The 18,622-nt window shown below is 47.9% G+C and carries 17 protein-coding genes; 14 read left to right on the forward strand and 3 right to left on the reverse strand.

Annotated features, from left to right (window positions below; genetic code table 11):
- Window positions 1-85: 85 nt before the first annotated feature.
- Window positions 86-664: a hypothetical protein gene (locus NSQ37_RS10180; protein ID WP_043021368.1), complete on the reverse strand. Its 579-nt coding sequence runs from the start codon at window positions 662-664 to the stop codon at window positions 86-88.
- Window positions 665-806: 142 nt separating this feature from the next.
- Here NSQ37_RS10180 and NSQ37_RS10185 point away from each other — a divergent pair, with 142 nt between their 5' ends.
- Entirely contained in the window at window positions 807-1,346 is a 540-nt protein-coding gene (locus tag NSQ37_RS10185; RefSeq protein WP_003155362.1) for a YhcN/YlaJ family sporulation lipoprotein, read from the forward strand.
- Between the two features lie 120 nt (window positions 1,347-1,466).
- The gene (locus NSQ37_RS10190; RefSeq protein WP_014417278.1) at window positions 1,467-2,369 is read left to right on the forward strand and encodes a hypothetical protein; all 903 of its coding nucleotides are present in this window, start codon (window positions 1,467-1,469) and stop codon (window positions 2,367-2,369) included.
- Here NSQ37_RS10190 and NSQ37_RS10195 read toward each other — a convergent pair whose 3' ends face one another.
- A complete protein-coding gene (locus tag NSQ37_RS10195) occupies window positions 2,370-3,032 on the reverse strand; it encodes a spore coat protein (RefSeq protein ID WP_099566517.1) in 663 nt (220 codons plus the stop codon). It abuts the gene before it with no gap.
- A gap of 192 nt (window positions 3,033-3,224) precedes the next feature.
- On the opposite strand from NSQ37_RS10195, the gene NSQ37_RS10200 reads away from it, so the two are divergent.
- A complete protein-coding gene (locus tag NSQ37_RS10200) occupies window positions 3,225-5,279 on the forward strand; it encodes a bifunctional metallophosphatase/5'-nucleotidase (protein WP_341123676.1) in 2,055 nt (684 codons plus the stop codon).
- On the forward strand, window positions 5,276-5,872 hold the full coding sequence (locus tag NSQ37_RS10205) for a class D sortase (RefSeq protein WP_039062837.1): 597 nt from the start codon (window positions 5,276-5,278) through the stop codon (window positions 5,870-5,872). The genes NSQ37_RS10200 and NSQ37_RS10205 overlap by 4 nt, the downstream gene beginning before the upstream one ends.
- Here NSQ37_RS10205 and NSQ37_RS10210 read toward each other — a convergent pair.
- Window positions 5,869-6,777, reverse strand: coding sequence for an RluA family pseudouridine synthase (locus tag NSQ37_RS10210; protein ID WP_007408447.1), 909 nt, complete (start codon window positions 6,775-6,777; stop codon window positions 5,869-5,871). The two genes, NSQ37_RS10205 and NSQ37_RS10210, sit on opposite strands and share 4 nt — an antisense overlap.
- 109 nt (window positions 6,778-6,886) lie before the next feature.
- Here NSQ37_RS10210 and NSQ37_RS10215 point away from each other — a divergent pair, with 109 nt between their 5' ends.
- The 10 genes from NSQ37_RS10215 (at window position 6,887) to NSQ37_RS10260 (ending at window position 18,567) form a co-directional block, all read left to right on the forward strand.
- Window positions 6,887-7,282 carry a DUF5365 family protein gene (locus tag NSQ37_RS10215; RefSeq protein WP_015239467.1) on the forward strand — a complete coding sequence of 132 codons (396 nt, stop codon included), beginning with the start codon at window positions 6,887-6,889 and terminating at the stop codon, window positions 7,280-7,282.
- 130 nt (window positions 7,283-7,412) lie between these two features.
- Entirely contained in the window at window positions 7,413-7,835 is a 423-nt protein-coding gene (locus NSQ37_RS10220) for a CBS domain-containing protein (RefSeq protein WP_007408449.1), read from the forward strand.
- Window positions 7,836-7,962: 127 nt separating this feature from the next.
- The gene (locus NSQ37_RS10225) at window positions 7,963-8,652 is read left to right on the forward strand and encodes an HAD family hydrolase (protein WP_003155347.1); all 690 of its coding nucleotides are present in this window, start codon (window positions 7,963-7,965) and stop codon (window positions 8,650-8,652) included.
- Complete coding sequence (locus NSQ37_RS10230; protein WP_007408451.1) at window positions 8,645-10,183, forward strand: bifunctional GNAT family N-acetyltransferase/carbon-nitrogen hydrolase family protein; 1,539 nt, start codon at window positions 8,645-8,647, stop codon at window positions 10,181-10,183. Before NSQ37_RS10225 ends, NSQ37_RS10230 begins: the two co-directional genes overlap by 8 nt.
- A gap of 244 nt (window positions 10,184-10,427) precedes the next feature.
- On the forward strand, window positions 10,428-11,780 hold the full coding sequence (locus NSQ37_RS10235; protein WP_095352277.1) for an aspartate aminotransferase family protein: 1,353 nt from the start codon (window positions 10,428-10,430) through the stop codon (window positions 11,778-11,780).
- A gap of 16 nt (window positions 11,781-11,796) precedes the next feature.
- Window positions 11,797-12,372, forward strand: coding sequence for a glycerol-3-phosphate responsive antiterminator (locus tag NSQ37_RS10240; protein WP_007409286.1), 576 nt, complete (start codon window positions 11,797-11,799; stop codon window positions 12,370-12,372).
- A 172-nt stretch (window positions 12,373-12,544) separates the two neighbouring features.
- A complete protein-coding gene (locus NSQ37_RS10245; protein ID WP_032874243.1) occupies window positions 12,545-13,372 on the forward strand; it encodes an MIP/aquaporin family protein in 828 nt (275 codons plus the stop codon).
- A gap of 16 nt (window positions 13,373-13,388) precedes the next feature.
- Complete coding sequence (gene glpK, locus NSQ37_RS10250; protein ID WP_007409284.1) at window positions 13,389-14,879, forward strand: glycerol kinase GlpK; 1,491 nt, start codon at window positions 13,389-13,391, stop codon at window positions 14,877-14,879.
- A gap of 138 nt (window positions 14,880-15,017) precedes the next feature.
- A complete protein-coding gene (gene glpD, locus NSQ37_RS10255) occupies window positions 15,018-16,685 on the forward strand; it encodes a glycerol-3-phosphate dehydrogenase (RefSeq protein ID WP_003155341.1) in 1,668 nt (555 codons plus the stop codon).
- A gap of 139 nt (window positions 16,686-16,824) precedes the next feature.
- Complete coding sequence (locus NSQ37_RS10260) at window positions 16,825-18,567, forward strand: phospho-sugar mutase (RefSeq protein ID WP_012117166.1); 1,743 nt, start codon at window positions 16,825-16,827, stop codon at window positions 18,565-18,567.
- The last annotated feature ends 55 nt before the right edge of the window (window positions 18,568-18,622 follow it).

An 18,622-nucleotide genomic window follows, 5' to 3' on the forward strand; every position in this document is an offset into this window, starting at 1 on the left:
TTCATTTTCTTATAGAAAAATATGAGATAGAGCGCTAAAACGAAAAAATCCTTCATCGTTGAACGAATGAAGGATTTTTTCGTTTCTAATGATTTCCGGGTTCAATTTCTTCCAGCATATTCATCACGGTGCTGTCATTTAAAACATTTACCGCGCTTTCTTCGAAGTGAATCGGCTCGGTATAGTGAGGCTTCGGCGAAGTTTCTTTACTGCGGCTGCGGTCTGCCTGTCCGTCCGTATGGGATGAGCCGGAGTGATTGCGGGAAGTCTGCTCATGCTGCTGTCCGCTGGATTCCCCGCCGAAAGCCTGTTTGATCAGCTCGGCAGGCTGTAATGAGCCGGTTTGTGAATGCCGGGCTTTGTCCGTGTGCTGCTGTCCGCCGGATTCCCCGCCGAAAGCCTGTTTGATCAGCTCGGCAGGCTGTAATGAGCCGGTTTGTGAATGCCGGGCTTTGTCTGTGTGCTGCTGTCCGCCGGATTCCCCGCTGAAAGCCTGTTGAATCAGGTCAGCAGGCTGCATGGAGTGTGTGCCATCTTTATGCTGCATTCTGCCTGAAACCATTCCGGAGATTTTCCGGCGGATTTCGGGTGATAAAGCTGCAATCAGAATCGATGATCCGATCAGCAGCGCTGTCGGGCTGATGCCGCTTTTTTTTCTGAACAAGTTAAATCCCTCCTCATTCAATTGATTACGCTTACCTTTCCCTTTCCTTCTGATATTTATCCAAACCTCAGAATGCAAACGGCGTGCATAAATCCCGCCGAATAGAAAAACCTATACGTAAAGTGAGAAAGGAGGAATTCACATGATAAAAAAGCAAGCAGTTATCTCTGCCCTTCTTCTGCCGATGCTGATTACCGCAGGGTGCAGTATGGGAAACCAGGGAGAAGGAAAACGAAATGACAACCGCACCCAGAATGTAAATTACCGCAACACGCCTAACGACGGTGCGACAAATATGAATACAGTGAACCGTCATAACCAAAATACCGATCACAATGACAATCGTAACCTGAGAGTGGCTGATAAAGCCGCCGACAAGGTGACTGATTTAAAAGAGGTTAAAAATGCGACTGTGATCGTTGCCGGAAACAGCGCATATGTTGCTGTTGTTTTGACAAACGGGCAAAAAGGCGCCATCGCCAACCATTTAAAAAATAAGATTACCGATAAGGTGAAATCAGCCGATAAACATGTCCGGACTGTATATGTATCAGCGAACCCGGACTTCGTTGAACGCATGCAAGGCTACGGAAAACGAATCCAAAACGGACATCCTGTATCCGGTCTGTTTGATGAGTTCGGCCAAATGGTGCAGCGTGTATTCCCAAACCCCAATAAATAAATGAATGGAAAAGCCGCATTTGCTGCGGCTTTTTTATTTTATCTGCCGTCACGACCCAGCGCTCCTGAGCATAAAGTAAAGAATGAGATGAAAATGAAAGGATCGGGGAGGGGAGCTTGTTTGCGTGACGGCATGGGGAAACGGGCGGCATTCACTCTGATCCTGTGCGGAGTCCTTGTCATATTGGCTGTCAGTTCAGCCGTTTCAGTAAGTATGATGTACGTCCTGTCAGGCCAAAACAGCCGCTCTGTTCCGACGAAGGAACAAGTGACTGAACACATGAATAAAGAAATTTACAAACATACAGCGATTTACTATACGGCGGATGAAAAGCCGCTCTTGGATCTGACCAAGCTTACGCTGGACCACGCAAAGCGTATCAATCAAATCATTGTCGGCTATAAAGGTGCAGCGCCGCTTGAACTCATTTTCTTTTCGGATGAAGCTGAAATGGAGCAATATTCAGGATTGAAAAATGTAGTCGGTTTTTATTCAGAACAGGAGCAGATGATGGGGCTTTTGCCTGAAGAGAAAAAACAGCTTTTGAAAAAAGATGAGCTGGCCGTTTTCATGTATAAGCAATTGATTATACATGAATATACACATTACGCGTTTCATCAAAAAACGCGGCAATTGGGGACGGATACGTCTGTATTTCCGCTTTGGTTTCATGAGGGGCTGAGCGAGTGGGTCGCGCATTATGATGTAGTCATTGATCCGATTGCATTTTCCGTCGTGCCGTTTGATCAATTAACGACCGACCGAAAATGGCAGAAATCGCGTATGGAATATGAAACGGATGTCTATTTGCAAAGCTTCTATATGATAAAGGACTTAACCGAAACATTCGGAGAAGGCATTATCTTAACCATTATCAACAAAACCGCCGAAACACAGGATTTTGAAAAAGGCTTTGAAGCGGCTACGAAAGAAAGCCTGAAACAATTTGAACATGATTTCATAAAAGCATATGAAAAAAAGAAAACGGCATTGGAGAGTCAGGTTTCCAACGCCGTTTTTTAATCAATGGAGGTTTTGCTGCTGCTGTCCCATTTGTCCTTTAATCGGAGGCATTTGCGGCTGTCCCTGGGCCGGCGTAAATGAATTCAGCATGGTCTGCATATCTTGTGCATTGAGCTGAGGAACCTGATAATAACCGTGTTTGTTTTGGTATAAGAAGATTTCATACGCCATTTCGACATATTGCTGAATTTGGGCGGAGAGCACTCTTCTAGTGACGGGATTGGTCATTTCAAGCGAGCTCATCGTCAAGAGAGAAGCTTGAGCTTTAATCAGGCCGAGCATATGGCCGCTGATCCCGAGATCTTTGACATCATTTAATGATTGATTCGGTTTTTTCGGCTGAGTCGGTTTTATACCGTAGACGGCCTGGTTCTGTTCCTTCATCATATATGTCGACGTTTCCTGAGAAGGCTTTTGGCCGGTCTTAAAGCATTCTGCCGTCAGATTATAGAGTCCGAGAATGAATTGATACTGGCGGTCAAGGATGTCGGCCAGCTGCTGATCCTGTATAAACTGTCTGAGCATCATAAATTGATCCAAAACGCCGACTGTTCCGGCCAGCACTTCATGCATATCGAAAAGCTCATGTCCTCCGTGATTCACTTGCGGTGAACCCGGGATCCCTTGATTTACTGGCGGCTGCTGATTCTGCTGCTGTTCCACTGGTTGTTTTCCTCCTTCATGTCAAATCATCATTAAGATGTGAAAAAAGCCGATCCGTTATACATCAAGACCTGTTTCGTTACGTGGGGATTATTTACTATTTTGCGCCAGTGAAGACAATCTTTACAAAAAAGTGATGTGATTTCTAAGAAAATAAGCTAACGTATTTCTTAGAAGACAGGGGGGAAATAAATGAAGAAAAAAAGGGGTATGCGTCTTACGTGCTGTTTGCTGACGGTTTGTTTTATGATGTTCAGCGTGAAAGATGCGGAAGCAATCGGACAAGCAGGATCACTGAATGAAGCTGGAATGGATAAAGCGTATAAAGAACGGCAGACTGAAGACTCCGGCCGTGTCCCGCTCAGAATCATCAGCATGAATGATCTGCACGGAAAAATTGATCAGCAATATGAGCTTGACCTTAACGGAGACGGTAAACCGGATGGCACGTTCGGGCGGATGGACTACGCCGCAGCGTACATTAAAAAGGCGAAAGCCGAGAAAGAACACGCCTTTGTCGTGCATGCGGGCGATATGATCGGGGGCAGCTCTCCCGTGTCAGCCCTTTTTCAGGATGAACCGACAGTAGAATTGATGGAAGACATCGGTTTTGATGTCGGAACTGTCGGCAATCACGAATTCGATGAAGGAACGAATGAGCTTAAACGGATCATCAATGGAGGAGATCATCCGGACGGTAAGGGGACAAGCGGTTATGACGGCCAAAATTTCCCGCTCGTCTGCGCCAACTGTAAACTGAAGTCAGGGGAGTCCTTTGTGCCGCCGTATGAAATTAAATACGTTTCCGGAATTCCGGTCGCATTTATCGGGGTTGTAACCAGATCGGCGGCAGGCATGGTCATCCCGGACGGAATTAAAGATATTACGTTTACGGATGAGGTAAAGGCCGTCAATGACGCCGCCGCTGACCTGAAGAAAAAAGGAATTAAAGCAATCGCCGTGCTCGCCCATATGTCTGCTGAACAAAATGGCTCAGCAATCACGGGAGAATCCGCAAAGCTTGCAAGCGGAACAGACTCAGAGATTGATGTGATTTTCGCCGCGCACAATCATAAAGTCGTAAACGGAGAAATCGACGGCAAGCTGATCGTGCAGGCATTTGAATACGGAAAAGCAATCGGAATCGCCGATCTTGAACTTGATAAAGAGTCGAAGGATATCGTGAAAAAATCAGCGGAAATCCAATATATCGATCAAAGTAAAATCAAGCCTGACCCGGCTGCGGCAGGCATATTAAGCAAATATGAAGAGAAAGTGAAACCGATTATCAGCGAAGCGGTCGGGGAAGCGGCCCATGATATAACGGGCGGGTATTCAAATGACGGCGACACGGCGCTCGGAAATCTGATTGCCGACGGTATGAAAGCGAAGATGAAATCCGATTTTGCGCTTATGAATGGGGGAGGCATCCGGGACGGCATAAAAAAAGGGGCGATCACATGGGGAGACCTTTATAATGTACAGCCGTTCGGCAATGTGCTGACGAAGCTTGAAATCAAAGGAAAAGATTTGCGGGAGATCATTAACGCGCAAATTTCTCCGGTGTACGGTCCGGATTACAGCATCAGCGGATTTTCCTATACATGGAACCCGGAAACCGGACAAGCGGTTGAAATGAAAATGGCGGACGGGACAGACATACAGCCCGAAAAAGGATATACAGTAACAGTCAATCAATTTATGGCGACGGCAGCGGGGGCAAAATACGGTCCGATCGGGAAACTCGGCAAGAATCCGGTGACGGGGCCTGAGGATTTGGAAGCGACAGTAGACTATGTCAAAAACTTTTCCGCGCCGATTTCTTATCAAACCGACGGCCGCATCCGCACGGCATCAGCCGCCGAAACACCTGATGACACCGGCAATCAGCCGGGAAGCGGGGAAACACCGGGCGATACCAGGCCTGATAAAGGAGAAAAACCTCAAGCGGAAAAACCCGCTAAAAAACCGGATGCGGCAGAACAGCCTGATCAAACCAAAAAACCTGAACGTCCTGTCGTAGAAGAAACAGCATCTGATACAGTGCAGTCAATTCCCGAATCCCGTCCGGCGCCTGCCGCAAATTCGGAACAAAGGACAAAACAGACTGAAAGCGGCACACAAAAAGGCCGCCCATTGCCTGATACTTCAGCGGGCAGCCATCAGACGGCATTGGCCGGCCTAGTGATCACGGGTGCCGGCGTATATTGGCTTTTCAGAAAGAAAAGGGGAACCCGCACACGATGAACAAACTGAAACATATTCCGCTTCTCGTCATCATCGCCGGTATCATCATCACATGTTACGGAAGCTGGAAGATCATTGATTCACATATGAAAACGAACCATTCGCTTGAAGAAGCAAAAAAAGCAACAGAACCTGTCTTGGAAAAGAACGAAACAAAAAGCGCTGTGCTGACACAGCGCAAAAAAGAATTTCACCCCGAAACGGGTGAGGCAAGCGGCATTTTAGAAATCCCTGAAATCGACGCTGAGCTCCCGATCGTGGAAGGGACTGACGCAGATGATTTAGCAAAAGGCGTCGGACATTATAAGGACAGCTATTATCCGGGCGATCACGGCCAAATTGTGTTATCCGGCCACAGGGACACGGTGTTCCGCCGGACCGGCGAATTGAAAAAAGGAGACAGACTGAACGTGATTTTGTCTTACGGCACGTTTTCTTATAAAATCAGCCGTACAAAAATCGTCAGCCGGGATGATACATCTGTCATCACCCTTCAGCACAAGCGGGAGGAACTGATCCTGACCACTTGCTATCCATTTTCTTACATTGGAAATGCGCCGAAACGATATATTATATATGCCGACCCGGTTTAAGAAAAATACGTTTCGGTAAAATGAGCCAGATCAGCCGGCATCGGCGCCTCGGCAACGATTTCTTCTCCTGAGATCGGATGGACGACACTGACTTTTTTTGCGTGAAGCGCCTGCCTGTGAAACAGCGTCCTGCTTCCGCCGTACAGGTCATCGCCCGCCAACGGATGGCCGATGCTTGCCATATGCACCCTGATTTGATGTGTTCTCCCGGTTTCCAGTTCAAGCTCTGCCAATGTAAGCTGCGCACCGGGATGATAGCCTTTCACTTTGTAATGGGTGACGGCAGCTTGTCCGCCGGGTGAGACGCGCCGTCTGACCGAATGTGACCTGTCGCGGCCGATCGGCGAGTCAACCGTGCCTTTTTTAGGCGTGACTTTTCCTTCCGCCGCGGCGATATAGGTGCGTTTTAATGTTTTGGTTTCGAGCTGACGGTCAAGGATTGCATGGGCCAGGCGGTGTTTCGCGAAAACGACCGCGCCTGACGTGTCACGGTCAAGACGGTGAACGTGGCGCACTTTCGCCTGCTCGCCGTTGATTTGAAAATGGTAAGCGATCAGGTTGCTGAGGGTGCCGGTCTGACCCTCTTCATTTGGATGAGTCGGCATTCCCGCCGGCTTATTTGCAATCAGCATATGATTGTCCTCAAATAAAATGTCCGGCTCTCCGTATTCCGGAGTCACCGAAGAACCCGTTTTTTCCTGAAGATCAATGAATAAGCGATCTCCGGTTTTCAGTATGATGTTGTTTTTCGGGGATGTTCGATTCACCTGAATGCTTTCTTGGTTCATCCATTCCGTAATTACGGGTTTTGACGCCTGGAATTCAGATTTCAGGACTGAAAACAGCCATTGTCCGGCGTGCTTTTCCGTAATCAGGAGTTCCAGACCGCGGTCATTTTGTTTCATATCATAAAGCTCCTTTTCAAGCGGAAAGCGGCTGTTTCAATAGGAAACACTTACCTTAGCTTTCGCGTTTTTTTCTATGCTATTCTTGATAAAGATTAAGGATATTCACATGGCAAGAAAGGTGATTGATGTGAGAATTGTGAACGCAGCGACTGACGGACAAGAAAGCGCGATACAAGAGCTTTCCTCTGAATTGTTTCAAAATGTCTTTCCTCTTTATTTCTCCGAACTGGAAATTCAGCGCTTTAAAAAAAGGGGCGTATTATCATTACAAAACCAACGTTACCAAGGAACTTTAAAAGAAGCGTTTCAAATTATGGCTTGTCTGCAAACGGTACATATCATGCTGTCAAAGCCGCACCCGGTATATGATGTCAAAGAGCGGGCGCTGTTTGATAAAAATTGCGCTTTGCTGAATGAATGCGGAATGAATTTTCCCTTTACCTATGATGATTTCGAGACAGGGGCCGGATCAGAAGCCTGCAGTCACAGAAGGCTGATCTGACGGGTATAAAGAGCCTTTTGACAGGCTCTTTTTTGCTTCCTTGACATGATACCACAATTTCTTTCCTCTAACTCCCTTTATAATGAGACAAATCCCCGAGCATAATAAATATCGAAAGGGGTGCTTTACAATGAGTTCAATCAAACAATCAATGACTACCCACGTGGCTACCGTTTCTCCCAATCAAACGATTCAGGAAGCGGCTGCGCTGATGCACCAGCATAATGTCGGAGCAATTCCCGTCGTTGACGGAGGGGAATTAAAAGGAATGCTGACAGACCGTGATATCGCATTGAGAACAACGGCTCAAGGCCGCGACGGCCAAACACCTGTTTCACACGTGATGTCTTCTGCAGTTGTATCCGGAAACCCGGAAATGAGTCTTGAAGAGGCGTCACATCTGATGGCCCAACACCAAATCCGCCGCCTTCCCATTGTCGATCAAAATCATCTGGTCGGGATCGTTGCGCTTGGAGACTTAGCGGTTGATCAGCGTTCAAATGAGTCTGCGGGAGCGGCTCTTTCCAATATTTCCAGTCAAAACACACAGTAACGGATGAAGAGAGCTTGCACTTATGCAGGCTCTTCTTTCCGTCAGAATGTTACATTTTGAACGCGAAAGAAATTCACGGTATAGTGTATACATAGGTCAGTACGTTTAACTAAAGGAGCTGTAACCATTGATAAAAGCATTAATCTTTGATTTTGACGGGTTAATTTTAGATACAGAAACCCATGAATATGAAGTGCTGCAGGAAATGTTTGAAGAACACGGTTCAACATTGCCTTTATCCGTCTGGGGAAAGGTGATCGGAACGGCCGCGGGGTTTAAGCCGTTCGCATATTTAGAGGAGCAGCTGGGAAGAAAGCTCGATCATGATGAACTGACGGCGATCAGGCGCGGGCGCTTCGAACAGCGGATGAAGACGGAAACGGCGCGCCCCGGGGTGGAAGCTTATTTAGCCGCGGCAAAAGAATTAGGATTGAAGGTGGGGCTCGCGTCCAGCTCAGATTTCAAATGGGTATCGGGCCATCTGAAGGAATTAGGCCTGTTTGATGAATTTGAAGTGATTCAGACGGCTGACGACGTAGAAGAAGTGAAGCCGAATCCGGAGCTCTATCTGAAAGCTGCGGAACATTTAGGCGTTGAACCATCTGAATGTCTGGCCTTTGAGGATTCGGTCAACGGCTCTATCGCAGCCAAACGGGCCGGCATGAAATGTGTCATCGTGCCGAATAAGGTAACAAGCGCCCTGTTATTTGAAGAATACGATCACAGACTGGAATCGATGGCGGAAATGGAACTTGAATTACTCTTACAGCGATTGAACGATCAAAACGAACCGGCAGGGGGAAGCAGCATTGTCTGAGAAACTTGATCTGACCCGTTTTGAAAAGAAAATGGTCATACGGAATATGGAAGAGAAAGATATTAACAAAATTATTGAACTGCAAAAGGATTGTTTTCCGGGGATGGAGCCGTGGGAGCCTGAGCATTTAATCAGCCATCTCGCGCACTTTCCGGAAGGTCAGTTTTGCGCCGAGTATGAAGGGGAAATTATCGGTTCATGCTCAAGCCTGATCATCAATTTCGATGAATATGATGACCGCCACACGTGGCAGGACATTACAGACGACGGTTATATCACGAACCACAACCCGGACGGATTGAATCTGTACGGGATTGAGGTAATGGTTCACCCGGAATACAGACGGATGAAGATCGGACACCGGCTGTATGAGGCGAGAAAAGACTTGGCGAGACGATTGAATCTGAAAAGCATCATTATCGGCGGGCGGATTCCGAATTATCATAAGTATGCGGAAGAAATGACGGCGAGAGCTTATGTCGAACAGGTGACGCGCCATCAGATTTATGATCCGGTGCTTTCTTTCCAGCTGATGAACGGATTTACGCTCATGCGGATCAATCCGAATTATCTCCCGGATGACACCGCGTCCATTAAATATGCGACATTAATGCAATGGAACAATGTCGATTACCTGCCGCAATCGAAGCGCTATTACAAATCGGCATTTCCGGTGCGCATCTGCGTCATTCAATATGAAATGAAAAAGATTTACTCCTTCGAGGAATTTGCCAATCAGGTTGAATATTATGTCGATGTGGCTTCCGATGCGAGATCTGATTTCGCGGTGTTCCCGGAGATTTTCACGACGCAGCTCATGTCTTTCCTCGAGGAGCGTTCTCCGAGTCTGGCCATTCAGAGGATTACCGAATATACCGAGGACTATATCAGCCTCTTTACAGATCTCGCGGTGAAATATAATGTCAACATCATCGGCGGCTCCCACTTCGTTGAAGAAGAGGGGAAAATTTATAACATCGCCTACTTATTCAGACGTGACGGCACGATTGAAAAACAATATAAGCTTCACATTACGCCGAATGAGCGGAAATGGTGGGGCATCAGCGCCGGAGACAGGGTGCGCGTATTTGATACGGACTGCGGAAAGATCGCCATTCAGATCTGTTACGATATTGAATTTCCGGAGCTTGCGAGAATTGCCGCGGATCAAGGGGCGAAAATTATCTTTACGCCGTTCTGCACTGAAGACCGCCAAGGCTACTTGCGCGTAAGGTACTGCTCTCAGGCGCGAGCGGTTGAAAACCAAATTTACACCGTCATCTCAGGTACGGTCGGAAACCTGCCGCAAACAGAAAATATGGATATTCAATACGCGCAGTCAGCCATTTTTGCTCCGTCTGATTTTGAATTTGCCAGAGACGGAATCGTCGGTGAAACGAATCCGAATATCGAAATGGTCGTGATCGGGGACGTGGACCTTGAAATATTAAGAAGGCAGCGTGAAAACGGAACCGTGCGCCAGCTGAAAGACCGGCGCAAAGATATTTACCGGATTACGCATCTGAAATAAAAAAAACGCCCGCTCCGCTTAAGGGGCGGGTTTTTTTATAAAAACACTTGCACCGGCCCCGGTTTCGGGATATGCTCTTGTAGCCCTTTCGCTTTCTGGGAGAAAGCGTTTTTTTAATTGCCGCCGCTTTATTGACTCGCCCATGCCGCGCCTTTATATTCTTATTAAGAGGAAAACTTCACCAAGAGAATCGGCGTCAGAAGCCGGGCAGCTTTCGATACAGTGCAATGATATTGAAAGGGAGATGAGCGGTGTGGAACATGTACAAAAAAATCAGTCACTCAAACAAAAGGATAAAGAGCTGATTTGGCACGCGATGAAAGGGGCGGAGCCGGATGACAGCATAATCGTCCAAAAAGGGGAAGGCGCCTGGGTTACGGACATTGACGGCAGACGGTATTTGGACGGCATGTCAGGCCTGTGGTGCGTCAATATCGGATACGGGAGAAAGGAACTTGCCGATGCGGCTTACAGTCAATTGAAGGAGCTTCCTTATTATCCGCTGACCCAAAGCCATCAACCCGCGATTGAGCTTGCGGAAAAACTGAATGAATGGCTCGGCGGCGATTATGTAATCTTCTTTTCCAACAGCGGATCGGAAGCAAATGAAACCGCGTTCAAAATTGCCCGCCAATACCACATTGAAAACGGCGATCACAGCCGCTTCAAATTCATCTCCCGGTACAGAGGCTATCACGGCAATACGATGGGGGCGCTCGCCGCTACCGGCCAGGCGCAGAGAAAGTATAAATATGAGCCGCTCTCACAAGGTTTTTTGCACGCGGCGCCGCCTGATCTTTATCGGAATCCCGGCGATGCCGTCACATTGGAAAGCGCGCATGAAATCGACCGGATCATGACGTGGGAGTTAAGCGAAACGATTGCCGGCGTTATTATGGAACCGATTATTACAGGCGGAGGGATACTGATGCCCCCGGACGGGTATATGGCAAAGGTAGAGGACATTTGCCGCCGCCACGGCGCGCTTCTGATCAGTGATGAAGTCATTTGCGGTTTCGGCCGCACGGGAGAGCCGTTCGGATTTCAGCATTACGGCGTTTCACCGGACATCGTCACAATGGCAAAAGGCATTACGAGCGCTTATCTGCCGCTGTCGGCAACGGCAGTAAAACGGGAGATTTTTGAGGCGTATTCGGGCGGTGAGCCGTACGGCCGCTTCCGGCACGTGAATACATTCGGAGGCAATCCGGCAGCCTGCGCCCTGGCTTTGAAAAACCTGCAATTGATGGAGGACGAAAATCTGATCGCCCGCTCCCGGGAGCTTGGAGAAAGGCTGCTCCGTGAGCTTGAGCCGCTCAGAGAACATCCGGCGGTCGGAGATGTACGGGGCAAGGGCCTTCTTGCCGGCATTGAGCTCGTCAAGGACAAAATCACGAAGGAACCCGCTGATGCCGCCCTTGTGCAGCACGTCATCACCGTGTGCAGAGAAAAAGGCCTGCTTGTCGGGAAAAATGGCGATACTGTAGCGGGATATAATAATGTCATTCAGCTGTCTCCGCCTTTTTGCCTGTCGGACGAGGAGCTCTCTTTCATCATTTCGACCGTCAAGGAAAGCGTGCTGAGCATTGATTTTTAATGTAAAGGAGTAAAACATGAGTTTTCACAACCAGCAGATTCTACCGGCAATCCGGAACATGAAGCAATTCGATGCATTTTTAGAAAGTCCGTTCTTATACGGCGTCATTTTAGATATCCACCTCGGTCAATTAAAAGGTGTCGTGAATGAAGCGAAAAAACACGGAAAACTTCTGATGGTTCACGTCGATCTAATCCACGGCATTAAGCATGATGAATACGGTGCGGAGTTCATTTGCCAGGATATCCGGCCCGCGGGCATCATTTCGACGAGATCATCAGTCATCGTCAAAGCGAAACAAAAGAAAATATACGCGATCCAGCGTCTGTTTCTCTTAGATACGAGCGCCATGGAGAAAAGCATGGAATTCGTCGGGAAGCATAAGCCTGACTTTATCGAGGTTCTCCCGGGCATCGTTCCGACTTTAATCAGAGAAATTAAAGAAATGACGGGGATTCCGATTTTTGCCGGCGGCTTCATCCGCACGGAGCAGGACGTTGAAAACGCCTTGCAGGCAGGAGCCACGGCCGTGACGACTTCAGACACCGACCTATGGGCTAAATATGAACATTCTATGACAAAAAAAGATTGACACCGCTTACACCCATTGTTACAATAGACCTAGGTTAATACTATGTGATGGAGACCCGGAGACCCACAACAGCTCTTTACGGAAGCAATAAAGCGTAAAGCGGTTTGTTGTGGGTTTTTTATTCTCTATAACTCTGTCAAACCTGCTATTATGTCATTTAGGAGGAATGATGATGACAGCATTTTGGGGAGAAGTAATCGGTACAATGCTGCTTGTTATTTTCGGCGGCGGCGTTTGTGCGGGAGTCAATTTAAAGAAATCGCTTTCATACCAATCCGGATGGATTGTTATTGTATTCGGCTGGGGATTGGGAGTAGCCATGGCGGCATATGCCGTCGGCAGCATTAGCGGCGCCCACTTGAATCCGGCTTTAACGATAGGCCTTGCGCTTGAAGGCAGCTTTCCTTGGAAAGAGGTCCCTGTTTATATTGCGGGACAGATGATCGGAGCAATGATCGGTGCGGTTGTTGTGTTCCTTCATTATCTGCCGCATTGGAAGGCGACGGATGATCCGGCCGCCAAACTGGGCGTTTTCTCGACCGGTCCGAGTATTCCTCATACATTTGGGAATATGATAAGTGAAGTCATTGGTACGTTTGTGCTTGTGCTCGGCATTTTGGCAATCGGAGCGAATGAATTTACAAAAGGGCTGAACCCGCTGATTGTCGGATTCCTCATCGTTGCCATCGGGATTTCTCTTGGAGGGACGACCGGATATGCGATCAACCCTGCGCGGGATTTGGGGCCGAGAATCGCTCACGCCTTTTTGCCGATTCCGAAAAAAGGGCCGTCAAATTGGAAATATGCCTGGATTCCCGTAGTCGGTCCGATCATGGGCGGTGCGTTCGGCGGCGTATTTTACAATGCCGCGTTTAAAGGAAATGTGACACCTAGCTTTTGGTTTGTAAGCGTTATAATGGTTGTAGTGCTTTTCATACTCTATATTTATACCAAGAAATCTCAATCACAGAAAACATTATCAAATTCTGAATATATTTAAAAAGGAGAGCGGCATCATGGAGACCTATATTTTATCAATTGACCAAGGCACAACAAGTTCAAGAGCGATTCTTTTTAATAAAGAAGGAAAAATCGTGCATTCCGCTCAAAAGGAATTCACACAGCATTTCCCTCAGCCGGGCTGGGTGGAGCACAATGCGAACGAAATTTGGGGATCGGTGCTCGCCGTTATCGCGACTGTGATCTCCGAGTCCGGAATCAGCGCTGATCAAATTGCCGGCATCGGCATCACGAACCAAAGGGAAACGACGGTCGTATGGGATAAAGATACCGGAAAGCCGGTATACAATGCGATTGTATGGCAATCGAGACAAACATCCGGCATTTGCGAAGAGCTTCGTGAAAAAGGATATAATGATACATTCAGAGAAAAAACGGGACTTTTGATCGACCCTTATTTCTCAGGAACGAAAGTCAAATGGATTCTTGACAATGTAGAAGGCGCGCGGGAAAAAGCGGAAAACGGAAGTCTTCTGTTCGGAACGATTGATTCATGGCTCATCTGGAAAATGTCCGGAGGGGCGGCGCACGTAACGGATTATTCCAACGCTTCAAGAACGCTGATGTTTAATATACATGAATTAAAATGGGATGACGAGCTGCTTGATATTTTAGGCGTGCCGAAATCAATGCTGCCGGAAGTGAAACCGTCTTCTCATGTGTACGCGAAAACGGTTGATTATCATTTCTTCGGTAAAAACATTCCGATTGCGGGAGCGGCCGGAGACCAGCAGTCTGCGCTGTTCGGTCAGGCGTGCTTTGAAGAAGGCATGGGGAAAAACACATACGGCACAGGCTGCTTTATGCTGATGAATACCGGAGAAAAAGCCATCACTTCTGATCACGGCCTTCTGACGACAATTGCCTGGGGATTAGACGGAAAAGTCGAGTATGCACTGGAAGGAAGCATCTTTGTCGCAGGTTCTGCCATCCAATGGCTGAGAGACGGCATGCGGATGTTCCAAGATTCGAAAGAAAGCGAGACATACGCAGAGCGTGTGGATTCCGCTGACGGTGTTTATGTCGTGCCCGCTTTCGTCGGATTAGGCACACCGTACTGGGACAGTGACGTGCGCGGCTCAGTTTTCGGCTTGACACGCGGAACGACGAAGGAGCATTTTATCCGGGCTACGCTTGAATCTCTCGCTTATCAGGCGAAAGATGTGCTTGATGCCATGGAGGCTGATTCAGGCATCTCTTTAAAAACATTGCGTGTAGACGGCGGAGCGGTAAAAAATAACTTCCTCATGCAGTTCCAAAGCGACTTGCTTGATGTGCCGGTTGAACGTCCGGAAATTAATGAAACGACGGCGCTCGGTGCTGCGTATTTGGCCGGAATCGCTGTCGGCTACTGGAAGGACAGCACTGAAATCGCTGATCAATGGAACCTTGATAAGCAATTCAAACCGGAAATGGAAGATGAAAAACGCGATGAATTGTACGGCGGATGGAAAAAAGCAGTAAATGCAGCTATGGCTTTTAAATAAGATAAAAATGTGGTATACTGAAAACAAGTTAATAGGAACGGTCCTGAGATGAGGAGAGACCACAGCACCAAAGTGATGACATGCGCTTTGGCTGTTGTGGTCTCTTTTTCTATACCGTGACAACAAGGAGGAAACGTAATGATGAATCACCAATTTTCAAGTTTGGAACGGGATCATATGCTGGAAGACATGACTAAAAAAACATACGATCTGTTTATTATAGGCGGAGGTATTACGGGTGCCGGTACGGCGCTTGACGCTGCTTCAAGGGGAATGAAAGTCGCTTTGAGCGAAATGCAGGATTTTGCGGCCGGCACATCAAGCCGATCCACAAAGCTTGTCCACGGCGGTTTGCGTTATCTGAAGCAATTTGAAGTCAAAATGGTTGCAGAAGTCGGTAAGGAACGTGCCATCGTGTACGAAAACGGCCCGCACGTCACGACGCCGGAATGGATGCTGCTGCCGTTTCATAAAGGCGGCACGTTCGGTTCATTCTCTACTTCCATCGGCCTGCGTGTGTATGACTATTTAGCGGGAGTAAAAAAATCAGAGCGCAGAAGCATGCTGTCTGCTAAAGAAACGCTGCAAAAAGAGCCGCTCGTCAAAAAAGACGGCTTAAAAGGCGGAGGCTATTATGTAGAGTACCGGACGGACGATGCGAGACTGACGATTGAAGTCATGAAAGAAGCCGTTAAATTCGGTGCGGAGCCTGTCAACTATTCTAAAGTGAAAGAACTGCTTTATGAAAAAGGAAAAGTTGTCGGCGTTTTAATTGAAGATCTGCTGTCAGGCAAGGAATACAAAGTTTACGCCAAAAAAATCGTCAATGCGACAGGTCCGTGGGTCGACGAGCTGAGAGAAAAAGACCACAGCAAAAGCGGAAAACATCTTCAGCACACAAAAGGGGTCCATCTCGTATTCGACCAATCCGTATTCCCGCTTAAACAGGCGGTGTACTTTGATACGCCGGACGGCCGGATGGTGTTCGCCATTCCGCGTGAAGGAAAAACATACGTGGGTACGACCGATACGGTTTACAAACAAAAACTTGAGCACCCGCGCATGACGGTGCAGGATCGTGATTATGTCGTCAGCTCCATCAATTATATGTTCCCGGAACTGAACATTACGGCGGACGATATTGAATCAAGCTGGGCCGGCCTCAGACCGCTTATTCACGAAGAAGGGAAAGACCCGTCTGAGATCTCCCGTAAAGATGAAATCTGGACATCTCAATCAGGCCTGATTACGATCGCCGGAGGAAAACTGACGGGCTACCGTAAAATGGCTGAGCACATTGTCGATCTTGTCCGCGACCGCTTGAAAGAAGAGGGCGGCCAGGACTTCGGCGGCTGCAAGACGAAGACGATGCCGATTTCCGGCGGACATGTCGGCGGCTCTAAAAACTTCGAGTCATTTGTGGAAGCAAAGACAAAAGACGGCTTGAAAATCGGTTTATCACAGGAAACCGCTAAGCAGTTAGCCATCAGATACGGCTCTAACGTTGAAAATGTATTCAGCCGGATTGAGGGTCTGAAAGACGAAGCGGAAAAACGCCAGATTCCGGTTCACATTTTGGCTGAAGCGGCTTACAGCATCGAAGAAGAAATGGCTGCGACACCTGCCGATTTCTTCGTCCGCAGAACGGGAAGACTGTTCTTCGACATCAAATGGGTGCAAACGTATAAAACGGCCGTGATTGATTACATGAGCGACCGATTCCAATGGAATGACGAAACGAAAGAAAAACACACTGAGTGGTTAAATACGCTGCTGCACGACGCGGTTGTTCCGCTCGAACAATAATAACCGGAGGGCTGTGCCGAAAAGGCATGAGCCCTTCTTTTATCTTTTTACATAAAGCATTTGGTTAAGTTATCAAGTGACACGGGCAGCCGCTTCATATTAAAATATGGTCATAAGCTGAAATTATAGGAGGACGAACATGAGTTGGAGTAAGAGTTACGAACGCTGGAATCAGGCCGAACAATTAGATTCAGAATTGAAAAAATTATTGGCGGACGCAGAAGGAAACGAGCAGCTGCTTGAAGATTTTTTCTACAAAAATCTTGAGTTCGGAACAGGAGGCATGAGAGGAGAAATCGGGCCGGGTACGAACAGGATGAATATTTACACGGTCCGCAAAGCATCCGCCGGACTTGCGGCGTATATCGCGAAACAGGGGGAAGACGCGAAAAAAAGAGGGGTTGCGATCGCATACGACTCCCGTCATAAATCTCCTGAGTTTGCGATGGAAGCTGCAAAAACCCTTGCTTCCCAAGGCATTCAAACATACGTATTTGATGAGCTCCGCCCGACGCCTGAGCTGTCTTTTGCGGTGAGAAAGCTGAACGCTTATGCCGGTATCGTCGTGACGGCCAGCCATAACCCGCCTGAATATAACGGATATAAAGTGTATGGCGATGACGGCGCACAGCTGCCGCCGAAAGAAGCGGACATCGTCATTGCGGAAGTGAATGCCATAGAAAATGAATTAACGATTCAAGTTGAAGATGAACAGTCGCTGAAAGAAAAAGGTTTGATTAAAATAATCGGTGAAGAAATTGATAAACCGTATACTGAAGAACTGACTTCCATCTCCGTACATCCCGAGCTTTCGGCTGAAGTGGATGTCAGCGTCGTGTTCACTCCGCTGCACGGCACGGCAAATAAACCGGTGCGCCGCGGTCTTGAAGCACTCGGTTACAAAAACGTCACCGTCGTAAAGGAGCAAGAGCTGCCGGACCCGGATTTTTCAACCGTCAAATCGCCGAATCCGGAAGAGCACGCGGCATTCGAATATGCCATTAAACTCGGAGAAGAACAAAACGCTGATATTCTCGTCGCTACGGACCCGGATGCCGACCGTCTCGGCATTGCCGTAAAAAACAGCGAAGGCAAGTACACAGTGCTGACGGGAAACCAGACAGGCGCGCTTTTATTGCATTACCTGCTTTCCGAGAAGAAAAAACAGGGCGCCCTTCCTGAAAACGGTGTCGTCATGAAAACGATTGTCACGAGCGAATTGGGCCGCGCCGTCGCTTCATCGTTCGGATTAGATACGGTTGACACGCTGACAGGCTTCAAATTTATCGGTGAAAAGATCAAAGAATATGAAAAATCAGGCCAATACACATTCCAGTTCGGGTATGAAGAAAGCTACGGCTACTTAATCGGCGATTTCGCGCGTGACAAAGACGCGATACAGGCTGCACTGTTAGCCGTCGAGGTATGCGCCTTTTATAAAAAGCAGGGCATGTCGCTTTATGACGCGCTGCTGTCCATTTTTAAAGAATACGGTTATTACCGTGAAGGCTTGAAGTCATTGACGTTAAAAGGAAAACAGGGAGCAGAGCAGATTTCCGCTATCCTGACTTCCTTCCGAAACGATCCGCCGAAGCAGATGGCTGGAAAACAAATCACGCAGGCTGAAGACTATTCAACGGGAAAACGGACTGTATTTGCCGATCATCATGAAGAAGATATTGATCTGCCGAAGTCAAATGTCCTGAAATATTTCCTTGAAGACGGCTCTTGGTTCTGCCTTCGTCCATCGGGAACGGAGCCGAAAGTGAAGTTCTATTTCGCCGTGAAGGGAACTTCTTTACAAGACAGCGAACAGCGTCTTGCCGCATTATCTGAAGCCGTCATGAAAACGGTAGATGGCATAGTGGAAAAAACGAAATAAACAACAAACCGCCGGAAGCGACATCCGGCGGTTTTTTTATACGCCTCATCCGAAA

The organism is Bacillus sp. FSL P4-0334, assembly GCF_038004825.1.
Lineage (GTDB): Bacteria > Bacillota > Bacilli > Bacillales > Bacillaceae > Bacillus > Bacillus velezensis.

What these genes read in the sequence shown, in the direction of transcription:
- NSQ37_RS10185 (WP_003155362.1), top strand. Translation starts at nt 807, where the DNA reads ATGATAAAAAAGCAAGCAGTTATCTCTGCCCTTCTTCTGCCGATGCTG.
- NSQ37_RS10200 (WP_341123676.1), top strand. Translation starts at nt 3,225, where the DNA reads ATGAAGAAAAAAAGGGGTATGCGTCTTACGTGCTGTTTGCTGACGGTT.
- NSQ37_RS10205 (WP_039062837.1), top strand. Translation starts at nt 5,276, where the DNA reads ATGAACAAACTGAAACATATTCCGCTTCTCGTCATCATCGCCGGTATC.
- NSQ37_RS10210 (WP_007408447.1), bottom strand. Translation starts at nt 6,777, where the DNA reads ATGAAACAAAATGACCGCGGTCTGGAACTCCTGATTACGGAAAAGCAC.
- NSQ37_RS10215 (WP_015239467.1), top strand. Translation starts at nt 6,887, where the DNA reads ATGGCAAGAAAGGTGATTGATGTGAGAATTGTGAACGCAGCGACTGAC.
- NSQ37_RS10220 (WP_007408449.1), top strand. Translation starts at nt 7,413, where the DNA reads ATGAGTTCAATCAAACAATCAATGACTACCCACGTGGCTACCGTTTCT.
- NSQ37_RS10235 (WP_095352277.1), top strand. Translation starts at nt 10,428, where the DNA reads ATGAGCGGTGTGGAACATGTACAAAAAAATCAGTCACTCAAACAAAAG.
- NSQ37_RS10240 (WP_007409286.1), top strand. Translation starts at nt 11,797, where the DNA reads ATGAGTTTTCACAACCAGCAGATTCTACCGGCAATCCGGAACATGAAG.
- NSQ37_RS10245 (WP_032874243.1), top strand. Translation starts at nt 12,545, where the DNA reads ATGACAGCATTTTGGGGAGAAGTAATCGGTACAATGCTGCTTGTTATT.
- glpK (WP_007409284.1), top strand. Translation starts at nt 13,389, where the DNA reads ATGGAGACCTATATTTTATCAATTGACCAAGGCACAACAAGTTCAAGA.
- glpD (WP_003155341.1), top strand. Translation starts at nt 15,018, where the DNA reads ATGATGAATCACCAATTTTCAAGTTTGGAACGGGATCATATGCTGGAA.
- NSQ37_RS10260 (WP_012117166.1), top strand. Translation starts at nt 16,825, where the DNA reads ATGAGTTGGAGTAAGAGTTACGAACGCTGGAATCAGGCCGAACAATTA.